Raw genomic sequence first — 17,058 nt, forward strand, 5'->3', positions numbered from 1 at the left:
GCTCAACATGTCGTTTTCCCGAAGCGCAGCCGATCCGGCTGACACCCTCCCCGACCTCGCCGCCACGCTCGGCGAGCCCGCCACCGGCGCGTTCGTCACGCTCGGCGACGCGTTTCATACGCGGCTGCCGGCCGCACCGCTTGCCGCGCCGTATGTCGTCGGCTTTTCCGGCGAAGTCGCGCAACTGCTCGACCTGCCGCCGTCGATCGCCGCGCAGCCCGGCTTCGCCGACCTGTTCGCCGGCAACCCGACGCGCGACTGGCCCGCGCATGCGATGCCGTATGCAGCGGTGTATTCCGGCCACCAGTTCGGCGTGTGGGCCGGTCAGCTCGGCGACGGCCGCGCGCTGACGATCGGCGAGCGCACCGGCACGGACGGCCGCCGCTACGAGCTGCAGCTGAAAGGCAGCGGCCGCACGCCTTACTCGCGCATGGGTGACGGCCGCGCGGTGCTGCGCTCGTCGATCCGCGAATTCCTGTGCTCGGAAGCGATGCATCATCTCGGCATCCCGACCACGCGCGCCCTGACGGTGATCGGTTCCGACCAGCCGGTGGTACGCGAGGAGATCGAGACGTCGGCCGTCGTCACGCGCGTGTCGGAAAGCTTCGTGCGCTTCGGCCACTTCGAGCACTTCTTCTCGAACGATCGCCCCGACCTGCTGCGCCAGCTCGCCGATCACGTGATCGACCGCTTCTATCCGGATTGCCGCCGCGCCGACGATCCGTACCTCGCGCTGCTCGAGGCCGCGACGCTGCGCACGGCCGACCTCGTCGCGCAGTGGCAGGCCGTCGGCTTCTGCCACGGCGTGATGAACACCGACAACATGTCGATCCTCGGCGTGACGATCGACTACGGCCCGTTCGGCTTCGTCGACGCGTTCGACGCGAACCACATCTGCAACCACTCGGATACGAGCGGCCGCTACGCATACCGGATGCAGCCGCGCATCGCGCACTGGAACTGCTATTGCCTCGCGCAGGCGCTGCTGCCGCTGATCGGCCTGCAACACGGCATCGCCGACGACGATGCGCGCGCCGAACGTGCGGTGGAGGACGCGCAGGCCGTGCTCGCGAAATTTCCGGAACGTTTCGGCCCCGCGCTCGAACGTGCGATGCGCGCGAAGCTCGGCCTGGCGGTCGAACGCGAGAACGATGCCGAGCTCGCGAACCAGCTGCTCGAGACGATGCACGCGAGCCACGCGGATTTCACGCTGACGTTCCGCCGGCTCGCGCAGATCTCGAAGCACGACGCGAGCCGCGACGCGCCCGTGCGCGACCTGTTCATCGACCGCGACGCGTTCGATGCGTGGGCGAACCTCTACCGTGCGCGGCTGTCCGAGGAAACACGCGACGACGCGGCACGTGCCGCCGCGATGAACCGCGCGAACCCGAAATACGTGTTGCGCAACCATCTGGCCGAAGTCGCGATCCGGCGCGCGAAGGAAAAGGATTTTTCGGAAGTCGAGCGGCTCGCGCAGATCCTGCGCCGCCCATTCGACGAACAACCGGAGCATGAAGCGTACGCGGCGTTGCCGCCCGACTGGGCCGGGTCGCTCGAAGTGAGCTGCTCGTCCTGAGCCCCGACCCGCGCGTATCGACCGACCGATCAGGAGAACCCCACATGTCCCACGATTCCGACGACAAGACCTTCCCGTACCAGAAGGACGACGCCGAGCTGCGCCGCCGGCTCACGCCGATGCAGTACGAAGTCACGCAGCATGCGGCGACCGAGCGCGCCTTCACCGGCGAATACACCGACACCGAAGACGACGGCATCTACAAATGCGTCGTCTGCAGCACGCCGCTGTTCGAATCCGGCGCCAAGTTCCACTCGGGCTGCGGCTGGCCCAGCTACTTCAAGCCGCTCAACGGCGAGGTGATCGACGAAAAGGTCGACTACTCGCACGGGATGGTGCGCGTCGAGGTGCGCTGCAACCACTGCGGCGCGCATCTGGGCCACGTCTTCGAGGACGGCCCGCGCGACAAGACCGGTTTGCGGTACTGCATCAATTCGGCTGCGTTAAACTTCGAGTCTCGACCCGAAAACGAATGAGCGGCGCCGGGCGGATCCGCGGGGCGCCCCTCGCGCCACCGCCCCGATCCGCTCCGGCGGTGCCTGGCGGGTCCCTACAACGGTGAAAGGCCGCGCAAGCGGCCTTTCACGCAGCTGCGAGCGCCATGAAATTCCTGTTCGATCTGTTTCCGATCATCCTGTTTTTTGCCGCCTTCAAGGTCTGGGGCATCTTTACCGCCACCGCCGTCGCGATCGTCGCGACGCTGGCCCAGGTCGCCTGGGTTGCGTTCCGGCACCGGAAGGTCGACACGATGCTGTGGGTCAGCCTCGGCGTGATCGTCGTTTTCGGTGGCGCCACCCTCGTCCTGCATGACGAGAAATTCATTCAATGGAAACCGACTGTGCTGTACTGGCTGTTTGCGATCGGGCTGCTCGCCGCGCGCTATGCGTTCGGCAACAACCTGATCGAGAAGATGATGGGCAAGCAGCTCACGCTGCCGCACCCGGTGTGGGACAAGCTGAACGTCGCCTGGGCGCTGTTCTTCGCGGTGCTCGGTGTCGCGAACCTGTACGTGGTGCACAACTTCACCGAATCGCAATGGGTGAACTTCAAGCTGTTCGGCACGACAGGCGCGATGGTCGTATTCATCATCCTGCAGAGCCTGTGGCTCACGAAATACCTGAAGGACGAGTGACATGACGGACGCCTTTCTCCACGCGTCGCCCGACGAGCGCATCGCGCTGATCGAAGCGCGCCTCACCGCGGCGCTCGCCCCGCTGTCGCTCACCGTGCGCGACGACAGCGCACAGCACGCGGGCCACGCCGGCGCGTCCGCCGGCGGCCATTTCACGGTCACGATCGTGTCGTCCGCCTTCGCGGGCAAGCCGCGCGTCGCGCGGCACCGGCTGGTGTATGATGCGCTCGCTGATGCGATGCAGCGCGGCATTCACGCGCTCGCGATCGTGGCTTACACGCCCGAAGAATTCAACGAATCTTCAATCTAGTCTCATTAGGAATTCCCGATGATCCTGAAATCCCCCCGCCTGTGGGTCGCGGCGGCTGCTTTTGCAGCGGCACCGGCATTTGCCCAGAACATCGCCGTCGTCAACGGCACGCCGATTCCGAAGTCGCGCGCCGACGCGATGGTGGCTCAGCTCGTCCAGCAAGGCCAGACCGACAGCCCGCAACTGCAGCAGGCCGTGCGCCAGGAACTCGTGAACCGCGAAATCCTGATGCAGGAAGCGATCCGTGAAGGCATCCCGAACCGTCCGGACGTGAAGGCGCAGGTCGCCGTCGCGCAGCAGACCGTCGTGCTGCGCTCGATGATCGAGAGCTTCCTGAAGAAGAACCAGCCGACCGACGCCGAAGTGAAGGCGCGTTACGACGACCTCGTCAAGGGCGCCGGCGGCAATCGCGAATACCACCTGCATCACATCCTCGTCAGCGACGAGCAGCAGGCGAAGGACCTGATCGCGAAGATCAAGGCCGGCGCGAAGTTCGAGGATCTCGCGAAGCAATACTCGAAGGATCCGGGTTCGGGCAAGAACGGTGGCGATCTCGACTGGTCCGACCCGAAGGCGTACGTGCCGGAATTCGCGGCGGCCGCGCAGAAGCTGCAGAAAGGCCAGATGACCGACACGCCGGTGAAGACCCAGTTCGGCTGGCACATCATCCGCGTCGACGATATCCGCGACATCGCCCCGCCGCCGCTCGAGCAGGTGAAGGCGCAAATCGCGCAACAGCTCGTGCAGCAGAAGCTGCAGGCGTTCGAGGAAGGTCTGCGCCAGCAAGCCACTGTCAAGTAACGCCAGCACGCACCGCACGCGTATCGAAAGCCGCTCTTCGGAGCGGCTTTTTTATTGCCCGCGCACCCTGCCTGCAGACGCGTCACGATGCGCTTGCAGCCCGGCAAATGAAAAAGGCCGCTCCGAAGAGCGGCCTTTCCCGTGCCGGATTCACGCGCACCGCCCACGCAACAGGCTACGCGGGATAGAACACGTCGTGATAGCGAACTTCACCCGACGGCCGCGGCGCCGAAGCGTCGAGCGACAGCGCGAGGAAATACTCGGGCGGTACGCCCGGGAACACGATGTCGCCGGATGGCGCAAAGCCGAACCGCGTGTAGTACGCGGGTTCGCCGAGCAGCACGCAACCGCGCGCGCCAAGCCGGCGCAACGCGTCGAGCCCCGTGCGCACCAGTCCCGCACCGATGCTCTGCCGCTGGCAGTCGGGCAGCACCGCGAGCGGCGCCAGCCCGTACCAGCCCTGGCTGCCGGACGGTTCGCCACCGATCGACACCGGCGAGAACGCAACGTGCCCGATCAGGCGGCCGTCGCGCTCCGCGACGAGCGAGACGCTCAACGCACCGTCCGCCCGCAGCGTATCGACGATCCGCCGTTCGAACTGGCCGGCTTCCGGCTCGCCCGCGAACGCGGCGACGATCACGCGGCCGATCGCGTCGGCCTCGCTGGCACGCTCATCGCGCAGCGTGACGACCTCGACCGGCGCGTTCGGGTCGAACATCATCCCGATCAGCCGATCCAGCGGCGCGCGTTGCGGAACACGCGCATCCACGGGCTCGCTTCACCCCAGCTTTCCGGGTGCCAGCTCATCGCGACCGTGCGATGCACGCGCTCCATGTGCGGCATCAGCACCGAGAAGCGCCCGTCGGCCGTCGTGACCGACGTGATGCCGGCCGGCGAGCCATTCGGGTTAAACGGATAACGCTCGGTCGCTTCGCCGCGGTGATCGACGAAACGCATCGCGACCGCGACGCGATCGATGTCGCCCTGCTGCGAGAAGTCCGCATAGCCTTCGCCGTGCGCGACCGCGACCGGAATCCGCGAACCTTCCATCCCCGCGAAGAAGATCGACGGCGACTTCTCCACTTCGACGAACGAGAAGCGCGCCTCGAACTGCTCGGACTTGTTGCGCGTGAACTTCGGCCACGCCTCCGCGCCCGGGATCATCGACGCAAGGCTCGACAGCATCTGGCAGCCGTTGCAGATGCCGAGCGCGAACGTGTCGGGACGTGCGAAGAAGGCCGAGAACATGTCGGCAAGGTTCGCGTTGAAGCGGATCGTCTTCGCCCAGCCTTCGCCCGCGCCCAGTACGTCACCGTACGAGAAGCCGCCGCATGCGACCGCACCCGCGAAATCGGCGAGCGTGGCACGGCCGGCGAGCAGGTCGCTCATGTGCACGTCGTGTGCATCGAAGCCCGCGCGGTCGAACGCGTAGGCCGTTTCCAGATGCGAGTTCACGCCCTGCTCGCGCAGGATCGCGACGCGCGGCCGTGCGCCCGTCGCGATGAACGGCGCGGCGATGTCGTCGGCCGGATCGAAGCTCAGCACCGGCGAGATGCCCGGATCGGCCGCGTCGAGCAGTGCGTCGTATTCGGCATCCGCACACGCGGGGTTGTCGCGCAGGCGCGCGATGCGCCAGCTCACTTCGCTCCATGCGCGATGGAGTTCGGTGCGCGGTGCGTCGAAGATCTTCTTCGCGTCGCGGTACACCTCGATCACGTCGCGATCGTTGACCGAGCCGATCACGTGCGAGCACGCCGACAGGCCGAACTCGCGCAGCACGCCGAGCACCGCGTCGCGATCGGTCGCACGCACCTGCACGACAGCGCCGAGTTCCTCGGAGAACAGCGCGCGCAGCGTGCGATCCTCGCGGCGGCCGCTCGTCTGCTTCGCCCAGTCCTTCGCGTCGCCATAGTCGGATTCGTGATTCGGGTCGAGCGTCAGCATGTCGACGTTCAGCGACACGCCCGCGTGGCCCGCGAACGCCATTTCGCACACCGTCGCCCACAGGCCGCCGTCCGAGCGGTCGTGGTATGCCAGCAGCTTGTCTTGCGCATTGAGCGACTGGATCGCGTTGAAGAAGCGCTTCAGGTCTTCCGCATCGTCGACGTCCGGCGTCGTGTCGCCGACCTGCTGCGTGACCTGTGCGAAGATGCTGCCGCCCATCCGGTTCTTGCCGCGGCCGAGATCGATCGCGATCAGCACGCTGTCGCCCGCGTCGGCGATGCGGCGCAGTTGCGGCGTCAGGTGACGGCGCACGTCCTCGACCGGCGCGAACGCGGAGATGATCAGCGACACCGGCGACACCACTTCCTTCGCGACGCCCTGCTCGTCCCACTTCGTCTTCATCGACAGCGAATCCTTGCCGACCGGGATGCCGATCCCGAGCGCCGGGCACAGCTCCATGCCGATCGCCTTGACCGTGTCGAACAGCGCGGCGTCCTCGCCGGCCGTGCCGCATGCCGCCATCCAGTTCGCCGACAGCTTCAGCTTGTCGAGCGCCGCGATCGGCGCGCTCGCGATGTTCGTGATCGCCTCGCCGACCGCCATGCGGCCCGATGCCGGTGCATTGATCACGGCGAGCGGCGTGCGCTCGGCCATCGTCATCGCCTCGCCCTTGAAGCCCGCGTAGTCGAGCGCGGTGACCGCGCAGTCGGCCACCGGCACTTGCCACGGGCCGACCATCTGGTCACGCACCGACGTGCCGCCGACCGAGCGGTCGCCGATCGTGATCAGGAACGACTTGCTGCCGACCGTCGGGTGCTTCAGCACGTCGACCGCGACCGCCGACAATGCGATGCCCGTCACGTCGACCGGCGCACGCTCGGTCGTCACGCGCGTGACGTCGCGATGCATGCGCGGAGGCTTGCCCAGCAGCACTTCCATCGGCATGTCGACCGGGTATTCGTCGGCGCCCGTCCCTTCGTCGTCGACGAGCTTCAGCTGGCGCTCATCGGTCGCGACACCGACCACCGCGAACGGGCAGCGCTCGCGGGCACAGATCGCCTCGAAGCGCGGCAGGTCGGCCGGCGCGATCGCCAGCACGTAGCGCTCCTGCGCTTCGTTCGACCAGATTTCGCGCGGCGACAGGCCAGATTCCTCGAGCGCGACCTTGCGCAGCTCGAAGCGCGCGCCCTTGCCCGCACCGTCGACGATCTCGGGGAACGCGTTCGACAGGCCGCCCGCGCCGACGTCGTGGATGCTCAGGATCGGGTTTTCCGCGCCGAGCTGCCAGCAGCCGTTGATCACTTCCTGGGCGCGACGCTCGATTTCCGGGTTGCCGCGCTGCACCGAGTCGAAGTCGAGCTCGGCCGTGTTCGCACCGGTCGCCATCGAGCTCGCGGCGCCGCCGCCCATGCCGATGCGCATGCCCGGGCCGCCGATCTGGATCAGCAGCGAGCCGGCCGGCACGTCGTGCTTGTGCGTATGTTGGTCGGCGATGTTGCCGAGACCGCCCGCGATCATGATCGGCTTGTGATAGCCGTGCACCTTCCCGCCGACGTTCTGCTCGTACACGCGGAAATAGCCGCCGAGGTTCGGACGACCGAATTCGTTGTTGAACGCGGCGCCGCCGAGCGGGCCGTCGATCATGATCTGCAGCGGCGACGCGATGCGGTCGGGGCGGCCGTACGGGCCGTGCGCCTCGTTCGGGTTGCGCTCGCCGACGGGCTGGGCCGCGTCGCGCGCGTTTTCCCACGACTGGCGTGCGTCGGGCAGATCGAGGTTCGACACGGTGAAGCCCGTGAGGCCGGCCTTGGGGCGCGCACCGCGGCCCGTCGCGCCTTCGTCGCGGATCTCGCCGCCCGCGCCGGTCGCCGCACCCGGGAACGGCGAGATCGCCGTCGGGTGGTTGTGCGTCTCGACCTTCATCAGCGTGTGCGTGAGCTCGGTGTGGCGGCCATAGCGTTCACCCGGCTCGCCGGCCGCGCCTGTGTTGCGCGGGAACCAGCGTTCGGCTTCGGCGCCGACCATGATCGACGAGTTGTCCGAATACGCGACGATCGTGCCCTGCGGGTTCAGCTTCTCGGTGTTGCGGATCATCGCGAACAGCGACATGTCCTGCGGTTCACCGTCGATCGTCCACTGCGCGTTGAAGATCTTGTGGCGGCAGTGCTCGCTGTTCGCCTGCGCGAACATCATCAGTTCCACGTCGGTCGGGTTGCGTTCGAGCTTGCGGAACGCGTCGACCAGGTAATCGATCTCGTCGTCGGCAAGCGCGAGGCCCAGCTCGACGTTCGCGCGCTCGAGCGCGCCGCGGCCGACGCCCAGCACGTCGACGCGCGCGAGCGGCTTGGCCGGCAGTTCGTCGAACAGGTGCTTCGCGTCGTCGCGTGCCGCGACCACGCTTTCGGTCATCCGGTCATGCAGCGCGGCTGCCACGGCTGCGCGCGCGTCGTCCGACAGCGCCTTCTTGCCGCCGAGCAGGCCCGACTTCAGCGTGACCGTGAATTCGACGCCGCGCTCGATGCGGCGGACCTGCGTGAGGCCGCAGTGCTGCGCGATGTCGGTCGCCTTGCTCGCCCACGGCGAGACCGTGCCGAAGCGCGGCAGCACGACGAAGGTCTCGGCGGTGCCCTTCTCGGTCGCCGGCTCGAACGGCGCGCCGTAGTGCATCAGCGCGTCGATGCGCGCGCTGTCGTCGGCCGACAGCGGCTCGGCCGCATTGACGAAGTGCAGGAACTGCCCGCGCACCGCGACGATGTTGGCGTCGATTTGCTTGAGCGTGTCGAGCAGACGGGTTTGACGGAAATCGGAGAGGGCCGAAGCGCCGGGAAAACACGAGAAGTGAGCCATGGGCTGGACTGACGTCGATGAGTCGCGCGAGGTGGCGACGTGGGGCGAAAGGAAGGCCGTAATTATACCCGGAAGTCGGTCGCCCCAGACCGGCCAATCGGTAGCGTGCATGCACCGCAACGGTGCCAAGGTGCGCGCCGCGCACAGCCCGCCCGCCGGGCCGCCCCGCGCGGGCGCGGCAGCCGGCGGCCGTGGCGCGGCTGCACGGTCCGTGCTCGCCCGGCGCCGGTTCGCGCGATTTTGGCGCTATCATTCCGGGTTCACCGGGCCGGGGCCCTCAGCGAATTCTCACCGGGCGGCGCCTGCGCGCCGCCCGTCATCGAAGCAATCCATGGATGTCATCGTCATCGGCGGCGGAATCAGCGGCGTCGCCACCGCCTACCAGTTGCGCGCGGCCGGCCATCGCGTGTGCGTGGTCGAACGTCACGCCACCGTCGCGCAGGGTGCGACCTACGGCGACGGCGGCGCGCTGCTGCCGAGCCCGCTCGACGTCTGGTTCGGCCCGACCTTCATGCGCCAGCGCCAGCCGCGCGACAGCGGCATCGTCTACAAGCCGGGCTTCAACGGCGGCGTGCGCCGCTTCGTCAAGCAGCTCGGCACGCTGCGCGAACCCGACGCGTTCGCCGCCCAGTACGCGCGGCTGCGCCCGCTGATCGATGCGTCGCGCGACACGCTCGCCGACATCGAGACGCGCCTCGAACTCGAATTCGAACAGAAGCCCGGCATCCTGCACGTGGTGCGCGATGCGCGCGACTGGGACGCGATGCAGCCGGCGCTCGACCTGCTGCGCACGCTCGACCAGCCGTACCGCCTGCTCTCCGCCGACGAATGCGCGACGCTCGAACCGTCGGTGCCGGCCGAACCCGGCTTCGCCGGCGGCGTGCTGCTCGAGACCGAACGCACCGGCAATTGCCCGCTGTTCGCGAAACTGGTCAAGCAGACGCTCGACGAACATGGCGTGCAGTTCCGCTTCGGCGCGGAAGTCGCCGCGATCCGCGTCGACACCGGCCGTGCCGCGGTCGAGCTCGTCCCGCCCGGCGACCGGCGCGCGTCGAACGCACGCGAGGTCGACGTGATTTCCGCCGATGCGATCGTGGTCGCCGCCGGCGCCGGCAGCCTGCCGCTGCTCGACCGGCTCGGCTGGCGTCTGCCGCTGCACCCGGTGCGCGTCCATACGCTCACCGCACCCGTCGCGTACGAAGAACACGCGCCGCACTTGAACGTCATCGATTCGATCAAGCGGATCTCGATCACGCGCACGCACCAGCGCCTGCGCGTCGGCGGCGGCGCCGTGCTGCAGAGCCTGCCCGATACCGCGAAGCCGCTCGCCGAGCCGCTGTCCGAGGCCGCGCTCGCGCTGCTCGGCCAGGCCGTCCACGACTGGGTGCCCGGCGCCGCGCGGATCTCGGCCGCGTTGTCGTGGCAAGGCACGCAGTTGCTGTCGCCGGACGGCCTGCCGGTCGTCGGTCCGACCCCGCATCCGCGCGTGTTCGTCAATTTCGGACACGGCCCGGCCGGCTGGGGGCTCGCATGCGGGTCTGCTAAAGTGGTGACCGACTATCTGGGCGGCGACTTGCAGCACTGGCCCGCCGACACGCTCGCCGCGCTACGCGCCGGGCGCTTCACGACCTGACCGCCGCGGGCCCGCTCCCGGCGGCCACCTAGCCAGCCGCCACGAACCCGCGATGACCGTTACCCGCCCGCTCCCCGATTCCGATCCGATCGCGCTGCTGCGCGTCACCGACCTGCGCACGGCAGAAACCGACGCGGCGGCGGCGCTGCCGCCGCATACGCTGATGGGCCGCGCCGGCGCCGCGGCCGCGCACTGGCTGTCCGAGCGCATGGCCGGCGACGACCGTCCCGTGTGGTTCGCGGTCGGCCCGGGGAACAACGGCGGTGACGCGCTGGTTGCCGCCGCTCACCTCCAGCAGCTCGGCGTCGCCACGCAAGCGTGGATGCCGGTGCCGGTGAAACCGGACGACGCGCAATGGGCGCTCGGCCTCGCGCGCGCAGCCGGCATACCGCTGTCCGCCACACCGCCTGCTTCGCTGGACGGCTTTGCATGGGTCGTCGACGGGCTGTTCGGCATCGGTCTCGGCCGCGCGCTCGACGGCGCATTCGCCGAGCAGGCCCAGCGCATCGCCGCGCATGCGCGCAGCGGCGGCCAGGTGCTCGCCCTCGATGTACCGAGCGGGCTCGACAGCGATACGGGCCAGATCGTCGGCGCGGGCGTCGCCGTCGCCGCTACCCATACGCTCACCTTCATCGCCGCGAAACCGGGCCTTTACACGGGCGAAGGCCGCGATCTCGCCGGCGAGATCGACATCGCCTCGCTCGACGTCGCGCCGCCCGCGGCGCCGGCCATCGTGCTGAACGCGCCCGCGCGGTTCGCCGCCGCGCTGCCCGCGCGCGCATTCGCGTCGCACAAGGGCACGTTCGGGAGTGTCGCCGTGCTCGGCGGCGACACGGGCATGTGCGGTGCGCCGATCCTGGCCGCCCGCGCCGCGCTGTTCGCCGGTGCCGGCAAGGTGCACGTCGGCTTCCTCGGCGCCGGTGCGCCGCCGTACGACCCGCCGTTCCCCGAACTGATGCTGCATCCGGCCGACGGCCTCGATCTCGGCGCGATGACCGCCATCGCGGCCGGCTGCGGGCTGGGTACGCGCGAGGCGGCGACGACGCTCGTGCGCGACCTGCTCGCACACGATGCCGCGACGCTGCTCGATGCCGATGCGCTGAACCTCGTCGCGACACATGCCGATCTCGCGACCGCCGTCGCCACGCGCGGTACGCGCGGCAATCCGTGCGTGCTGACGCCGCATCCGCTCGAAGCCGCCCGGTTGCTCGGCAGCGACACGGCGACCATCCAGCGCGACCGCGTAGCGGCCGCGCAGGCGCTCGCGGCCCGCTATGTGGCGAACGTCGTGCTGAAAGGCTCGGGCACGGTGATTGCGGCGCCCGACGGCCGCGTGACGATCAATCCGACCGGCAATGCGGCGCTCGCGACGGGCGGCACCGGCGACGTACTCGGCGGACTGATCGGCGCGTTGCTCGCGCAGCGCGTCGCACCGTACGAGGCAGCGCTCGCGGGCGTCTACCTGCACGGCCTCGCGGCCGACACGCTGACCGCACACGGCACCGGCCCGGCCGGACTCACGGCCGGCGAACTCGCGCCGATGGTGCGCACGCTGATCAATCGCCTTTTTTATGCGTCGCCGCGCGCCGACACATAAGGCCGCTATACTGACTGCCCCGCCGCACGGCGGGCCCTCTCGTCCGCCGGCCTTCCGATCCCGATGAGCCGGCGCGGCATTCCTCCCGATTCACGCTTCACTCGAACCGCCATGACGCTGAATTCGCTCCCCGCCTGGACTGCCCTTCAATCCCACTTCGAGCAAATCCGCCACGCTCGCCTGCGCGACTGGTTCGCGCCGGAACACGACCACGCGCCGACGCGTGCCGAACGCTTCACGCTCGCAGGCGGCGGCCTCGCGGCCGATTTCTCGAAGAACCGCATCAATGACGAGACGCTGCGCCTGCTCGTCCAGCTCGCGCGCGACGCGGGCGTCGAAGCACGCCGCGACGCGATGTTCGCGGGCGAGATCGTCAACCCGACCGAAGGCCGTGCCGCGCTGCACACCGCGCTGCGCGCGACCGATCCGCAAGCGCCGTTCCACGCGCAGATCAGCGCCGAGCGCGCGAAAATGGCGACCTTCGCGCGCGCCGTGCGCAGCGGCACGTGGACGGGCTACACCGGCAAGCGCATCCGCCACGTGATCAACATCGGCATCGGCGGCTCCGATCTCGGGCCGAAGATGGTCGTGCATGCGCTGCATCACGTCGCGACGCCTGAAATCTCCACGCACTTCGTGTCGAACGTCGACGGCGCCGATCTCGCGCGCGTGCTCGAGCAGGTCGACCCGGAAGAAACGCTCGCGATCATCGTGTCGAAGACGTTCACGACGCTCGAGACGATGACGAACGCACGCTCGCTGCGCGACTGGTTCGTCGCGCGCGGCTGCCCCGAGGACGCGCTCGCGAAGCACTTCGTCGGCGTGTCGGCAAACCCGGCCGAAGTCGTGAAGTTCGGCATCGCCGCGGACAACGTGTTCGAAATGTGGGACTGGGTCGGCGGCCGCTATTCGCTGTGGTCGGCAGTCGGCCTGTCGATCATGATCGCGATCGGCCCGGAGCAGTTCGACGAGCTGCTGGCCGGCGCGAACGACATGGACCGTCATTTCCGCGAAGCGCCGCTCGAGCGCAACTTGCCCGTGCTGCTCGGCCTGATCGGCATCTGGTACCGGAATTTCTTCGGTTCGCAGAGCTATCTCGTCGCACCGTATTCGGAAGCGCTGCACTACCTGCCGTCGTACCTGCAGCAGCTCGAAATGGAGAGCAACGGCAAATCCGCGCGCCTGGACGGCACCTTCGTCGACTACCCGACCTCCGCCGTCACGTGGGGCGAGCCGGGCACCAACGGCCAGCACGCGTTCTTCCAGATGCTGCACCAGGGGCCGACGATCGTGCCGATCGACTTCATCGCGGTGCTGACGCCCGAGCATCCGCTCGCGAGCCATCATCCCAAGCTGCTGGCGAACTGCTTTGCGCAGAGCGAGGCGCTGATGCTCGGCCGCACGCTCGACGAAGCGCGCAAGGTGGCGGGCCCGGGCAAGGAGGCGCTCGCGCCGCACCTGACGTTCCCGGGCAACCGCCCGACGACGACGCTGCTCGTCGATGCGCTGACGCCGCGCACGCTCGGCGCGCTGATCGCGCTGTACGAACACAAGGTGCTCGTGCAGGCAACGGTGTGGGACATCAATCCGTTCGACCAGTGGGGCGTCGAGCTCGGCAAGATTCTCGGCAAGGTGGTGGAAGCCGACCTGACGTCCGAGTCGGTCGATCCGGCCAAGCATGACTCGTCGACCACCGCGCTGATCGAGCGCGCCCGCGCGGCGCTGAAGCGCTGACGCGCTGAGGTATCGCGGCGCCATGCCGATGCCGGCCGCGCAGCCCTGCTTGCGCGGCCGGCCGCTCCATTCAGGTGCCGCGCTGCTCCGCGTGCGGCTCGACGATGCGGCCGGCGTCGATCGTCACGGTCGTCGCACAGCGGCGCGCAAGTTCGACATCGTGCGTGACGAGCACGAGCGTGGCACCGTGCGTGCGGTTCAGTTCGAACATCAGGTCGATGACGGCATGCCCGGTGGCCGCATCGAGGCTGCCGGTCGGCTCGTCGGCGAAGAGAATCGCCGGGCGCGTGACGAATGCGCGTGCAAGCGCGACGCGCTGCTGCTCGCCCCCGGACAACAGCTTCGGATAATGCGCGGTGCGCTCACCGAGACCGACCTGCACGAGCAGCGCCCGGGCACGATCGGCTGCCTCACGCGCGCTGATGCCGCCCTGCAGCTCGAGCGGCAGCATCACGTTCTCGAGCGCCGTCAGGTGCGGCATCAACTGGAACGACTGGAACACGAAGCCGACTGCGCCGTTGCGCAGCGCCGCGCGCGCATCCTCGTCGAGCTGGTCGAGCGCGCGACCGAGCAGGCGAACCGTGCCGCTCGTCGCGCTGTCCAACCCGGCAAGCAGGCCGAGCAGCGTGGATTTGCCCGACCCCGACGCGCCGACGATCGCGAGGCTGCTGCCCGGCTGCACGGCAAGCGTGATGCCGTCGAGGATCGTCAGCTCGCCCGTTGCATCGGCGACCCGCTTGCATACGTCATGGACTTCGATGATCGGATCGGTAATCTTGAACATGGACACGACATTTCGCTGGAAAAGACGCGCGGCGGTCGCCGCGCTGCTGGGCACCCTGCTCGCCGCCACCGTGCCGGCGCGCGCCGCAACGCCGCCGGCGGCGACATCAGGCCAGCCCGTGATCGTCGTACTCGGCGACAGCCTGTCGGCCGAATACGGGCTACCGCGCGACACCGGCTGGGTGGCATTGCTGCGGCAACGGCTCGCGACCGAGCGAATCGATTATAGCGTCGCGAACGCCAGCGTCAGCGGCGACACCACGAGCGGCGGCCGCGCGCGGCTGCCCGCGGTGCTGCAACGGCTCAAGCCGTCGATCGTCGTCGTCGAGCTCGGGTCGAACGATGCGCTGCGCGGCGTGCCGCTCGCGACGACCGAGCAGAACCTGCGCGACATCATCGCCGGCGCGCGACAGGCGCGGGCGAAGGTCGTGCTGGTCGGTATGTATGTGCCACCCAATTACGGCCCCGACTATACGCAGAAGTTCCACGCCGTCTATACGCGGCTGTCGAAGGATCTCGGCGTGCCGCTCGTGCCGTTCCTGCTGGCCGGCATCGAGAACAAGCCGGAGTTGTTCCAGGCCGACCAGATGCATCCCGCGCAGCAAGCGCAAGGCATTCTGCTCGACAACGTCTGGCCTGCGCTGAAGCCGCTGCTCGGCAAACCGCGCGGCTGACGCTGCCGCCCCGCCGGAAAACAAAAAGCCCCGCATGAAGCGGGGCTTTTTGTTGCGTGCGAAACGACGCTCAGTTGTCGCCGTCCTGCGACTGGCTGGCCGTCGAACCGTACAGCTTCACCTTCGAGCGGTCACGCAGTGCGGCGAGATACGCTTCGCCTTCGCTCTGCGCGTCGACCTGCGCCATCTGCTGCTGCGCGGCGGCCAGTTGCTGCGGATCGACCGCCGACCCCGGGATCACCGCGTTCACGCGGTAGATCGCGTAGCCGTCCGCGCCGAGATCGACACCGACGTACGCCGGCAGCGTCTTCGCATCGACCTTGTACACGGCGCTGAGTGCCGCCGGCGTCAGGCCCTGCGACTGCGTGCGCGACACCTTCTGCACGGCCGCGAACCCGTCGGTCGACTTCGACTTCTGCAGTTCGGCGAGCTTCGCCGCGCCGTCCTTCTTCGCGAGCTCCGCAGCCTGTTCGGCCACGACCTTCTGGCGCACGACGTCCTTGATCGCGTCGAGCGCGGGCACGGCGGCCGGCTTGTAGTCGGTCACGCGCGCCGAGATCAGCGTGTTGTTGCCGACGTCGATCGCCTGCGTGTTGTTCTGGCTCTTCACCGAGTCGTTGGCGAACACCGCGGCCAGGAACTTCGGATTGTTCAGCGGGCTCGTCGGCGGCAGCTGCGGATTCGGCGTCGGCGTGACGGTGGCCGTCTGGATCGCCAGCTTGTACTTGTCCGCGGCCGGCTGCAGCGTCTTGGCCTTTTCATAGACGGTAGACGTGAAGCCTTCCGCGTTGTCCGTGAACGCCTTCGATGCGTACTGCTGCTTGAGCTCGACTGCGATCTGGTCCTTCACGTCGGCGAACGGCTTGACGGCGGCCGGCTTCACTTCCGTTGCCTTCAGGATGTGGAAGCCCAGATCCGACTGCACGACACCGCTCACGTCGCCCTGCTTGAGCGCGAACGCGGCATCGTCGAACGCCTTGCCGCCTGCCGTCGAGCCACGCGTGATGAAGCCGAGGTCGCCGCCCTTCGCGGCCGACGGTGCGTCCTGCGAGCTCTTCTGCGCGATCTGCGCGAACTGGTCCGGATGCGCCTTCACGTCGGCCAGCAGCTGCTCGGCCTTCGTCTTCGCCGCAGCCTTGTCGGCCGCGCTTGCGTTGCCCGGCGCGGCGATGAAGATATGGCTCACGCGCACCTGTGCTTCGGTGCGGAAGTGCGTCGGGTTGTCGTCATAGAACTTCTTGATGTCCGCCTCGGTCGGCTGCGCGCCCGCGGCCGCTGCGGCGGGCGAATAGACGAGGTACTGGATCGTCGCGGTCTCCGGCGTCGCGAAGCTCTGCTTGTGCGCGTCATAGTACGCGGCGAGCTGCGCATCGGTCGGTTGAACCTTCGCGGCGAAGTCGCTCGTCTTCAGCACGAGCGCCTGCACTTCGCGCTGCTGCGCGGCGAGTTCGGACAGGCGTTGCGCGAGGCTCTTCGGCGTGAATGCGCTCGACACGATGCTGGCCGGAATCTGTTGCAGCGCGAGGCTGTAGCGCACGCGCTCCTGATACTGCTCGGGCGTCATCCCCTGGAACGACAGCAGTTGCGCATAGCGCTCGACGTCGATCGAACCATCGGGCTTCTTCAGCGACGCAATCATCGGGTCGCTCATCAGCGCGTCGCGCACGGCGTTGTCGGATGCGGTCAGGTGCAGACGTTGGGTCTCGTCGGCCAGCACGCGTTGCTGGATCAGGCCGTCGAGCACCTGCTTGCGATGCTCGGGCGTATCGAACATCTTGATGTCGAACTGCCCGCCGAGCGCCTGACGCGCCTGGTCGATCTGCTGACGGAACGCGCCGTCGAATTCGACCCGCGTGATCTTGTGCCCGTTGACTGCCGCGACGTTCGCGCTGTCGTCGAAGAAGCCGCGGAAGCCTTGGATCCCGACGAAACCCAGCCCCGGCAACACGATCAGGAGCAGGAGCGCCATCATCAGGCGCTGGTGATTACGGAAGAAATCGAGCATGCGTGACGGGAAAATTGGACAA

General features: G+C 68.3%; 13 protein-coding genes. 9 read left to right on the plus strand and 4 right to left on the minus strand.

Translation table 11 applies throughout. The features are described from left to right. The first annotated feature begins 7 nt into the window (after nucleotides 1-7). The 5 genes from CFB41_RS10065 to CFB41_RS10085 all read left to right on the plus strand — a co-directional run bounded on the left by CFB41_RS10065 (nucleotide 8) and on the right by CFB41_RS10085 (nucleotide 3,819). Nucleotides 8-1,576 carry a YdiU family protein gene (locus CFB41_RS10065; RefSeq protein WP_089456372.1) on the plus strand — a complete coding sequence of 523 codons (1,569 nt, stop codon included), beginning with the start codon at nucleotides 8-10 and terminating at the stop codon, nucleotides 1,574-1,576. A 44-nt stretch (nucleotides 1,577-1,620) separates the two neighbouring features. Continuing rightward, nucleotides 1,621-2,052, plus strand: coding sequence for a peptide-methionine (R)-S-oxide reductase MsrB (gene msrB, locus CFB41_RS10070; RefSeq protein ID WP_089440292.1), 432 nt, complete (start codon nucleotides 1,621-1,623; stop codon nucleotides 2,050-2,052). A gap of 125 nt (nucleotides 2,053-2,177) precedes the next feature. After that, the gene (locus tag CFB41_RS10075) at nucleotides 2,178-2,708 is read left to right on the plus strand and encodes a septation protein A (RefSeq protein WP_011352350.1); all 531 of its coding nucleotides are present in this window, start codon (nucleotides 2,178-2,180) and stop codon (nucleotides 2,706-2,708) included. Between the two features lies 1 nt (nucleotide 2,709). After that, the gene (locus tag CFB41_RS10080; protein WP_089440293.1) at nucleotides 2,710-3,018 is read left to right on the plus strand and encodes a BolA family transcriptional regulator; all 309 of its coding nucleotides are present in this window, start codon (nucleotides 2,710-2,712) and stop codon (nucleotides 3,016-3,018) included. Between the two features lie 18 nt (nucleotides 3,019-3,036). Further along, nucleotides 3,037-3,819 carry a peptidylprolyl isomerase gene (locus CFB41_RS10085; RefSeq protein ID WP_069248208.1) on the plus strand — a complete coding sequence of 261 codons (783 nt, stop codon included), beginning with the start codon at nucleotides 3,037-3,039 and terminating at the stop codon, nucleotides 3,817-3,819. A 175-nt stretch (nucleotides 3,820-3,994) separates the two neighbouring features. Here the strand turns inward: CFB41_RS10085 and CFB41_RS10090 are convergent, their stop codons facing one another. Together CFB41_RS10090 and purL are read right to left on the minus strand one after the other, a co-directional pair. Beyond that, nucleotides 3,995-4,540, minus strand: a complete 546-nt coding sequence (locus CFB41_RS10090) for a GNAT family N-acetyltransferase (protein WP_089456617.1) — start codon at nucleotides 4,538-4,540, stop codon at nucleotides 3,995-3,997. A 5-nt stretch (nucleotides 4,541-4,545) separates the two neighbouring features. After that, nucleotides 4,546-8,610: a phosphoribosylformylglycinamidine synthase gene (purL, locus tag CFB41_RS10095; RefSeq protein WP_089456373.1), complete on the minus strand. Its 4,065-nt coding sequence runs from the start codon at nucleotides 8,608-8,610 to the stop codon at nucleotides 4,546-4,548. 331 nt (nucleotides 8,611-8,941) lie between these two features. On the opposite strand from purL, the gene CFB41_RS10100 reads away from it, so the two are divergent. From CFB41_RS10100 to pgi, 3 genes are all read left to right on the plus strand, one after another. After that, complete coding sequence (locus CFB41_RS10100; protein ID WP_089456374.1) at nucleotides 8,942-10,243, plus strand: FAD-dependent oxidoreductase; 1,302 nt, start codon at nucleotides 8,942-8,944, stop codon at nucleotides 10,241-10,243. Between the two features lie 52 nt (nucleotides 10,244-10,295). Continuing rightward, the gene (locus CFB41_RS10105) at nucleotides 10,296-11,840 is read left to right on the plus strand and encodes an NAD(P)H-hydrate dehydratase (protein ID WP_089456375.1); all 1,545 of its coding nucleotides are present in this window, start codon (nucleotides 10,296-10,298) and stop codon (nucleotides 11,838-11,840) included. 111 nt (nucleotides 11,841-11,951) lie between these two features. After that, entirely contained in the window at nucleotides 11,952-13,574 is a 1,623-nt protein-coding gene (pgi, locus tag CFB41_RS10110) for a glucose-6-phosphate isomerase (protein ID WP_089456376.1), read from the plus strand. 70 nt (nucleotides 13,575-13,644) lie between these two features. Here the strand turns inward: pgi and CFB41_RS10115 are convergent, their stop codons facing one another. Then, nucleotides 13,645-14,358, minus strand: a complete 714-nt coding sequence (locus CFB41_RS10115) for an ABC transporter ATP-binding protein (RefSeq protein ID WP_089456377.1) — start codon at nucleotides 14,356-14,358, stop codon at nucleotides 13,645-13,647. On the opposite strand from CFB41_RS10115, the gene CFB41_RS10120 reads away from it, so the two are divergent. After that, entirely contained in the window at nucleotides 14,357-15,031 is a 675-nt protein-coding gene (locus CFB41_RS10120) for an arylesterase (RefSeq protein ID WP_089456378.1), read from the plus strand. The two genes, CFB41_RS10115 and CFB41_RS10120, sit on opposite strands and share 2 nt — an antisense overlap. Nucleotides 15,032-15,101: 70 nt before the next feature. Here CFB41_RS10120 and CFB41_RS10125 read toward each other — a convergent pair whose 3' ends face one another. Beyond that, the gene (locus tag CFB41_RS10125) at nucleotides 15,102-17,036 is read right to left on the minus strand and encodes a SurA N-terminal domain-containing protein (RefSeq protein WP_089456379.1); all 1,935 of its coding nucleotides are present in this window, start codon (nucleotides 17,034-17,036) and stop codon (nucleotides 15,102-15,104) included. Between the last annotated feature and the right edge of the window lie 22 nt (nucleotides 17,037-17,058).

The organism is Burkholderia sp. AU33803, from assembly GCF_002223095.1.
GTDB lineage: Bacteria > Pseudomonadota > Gammaproteobacteria > Burkholderiales > Burkholderiaceae > Burkholderia.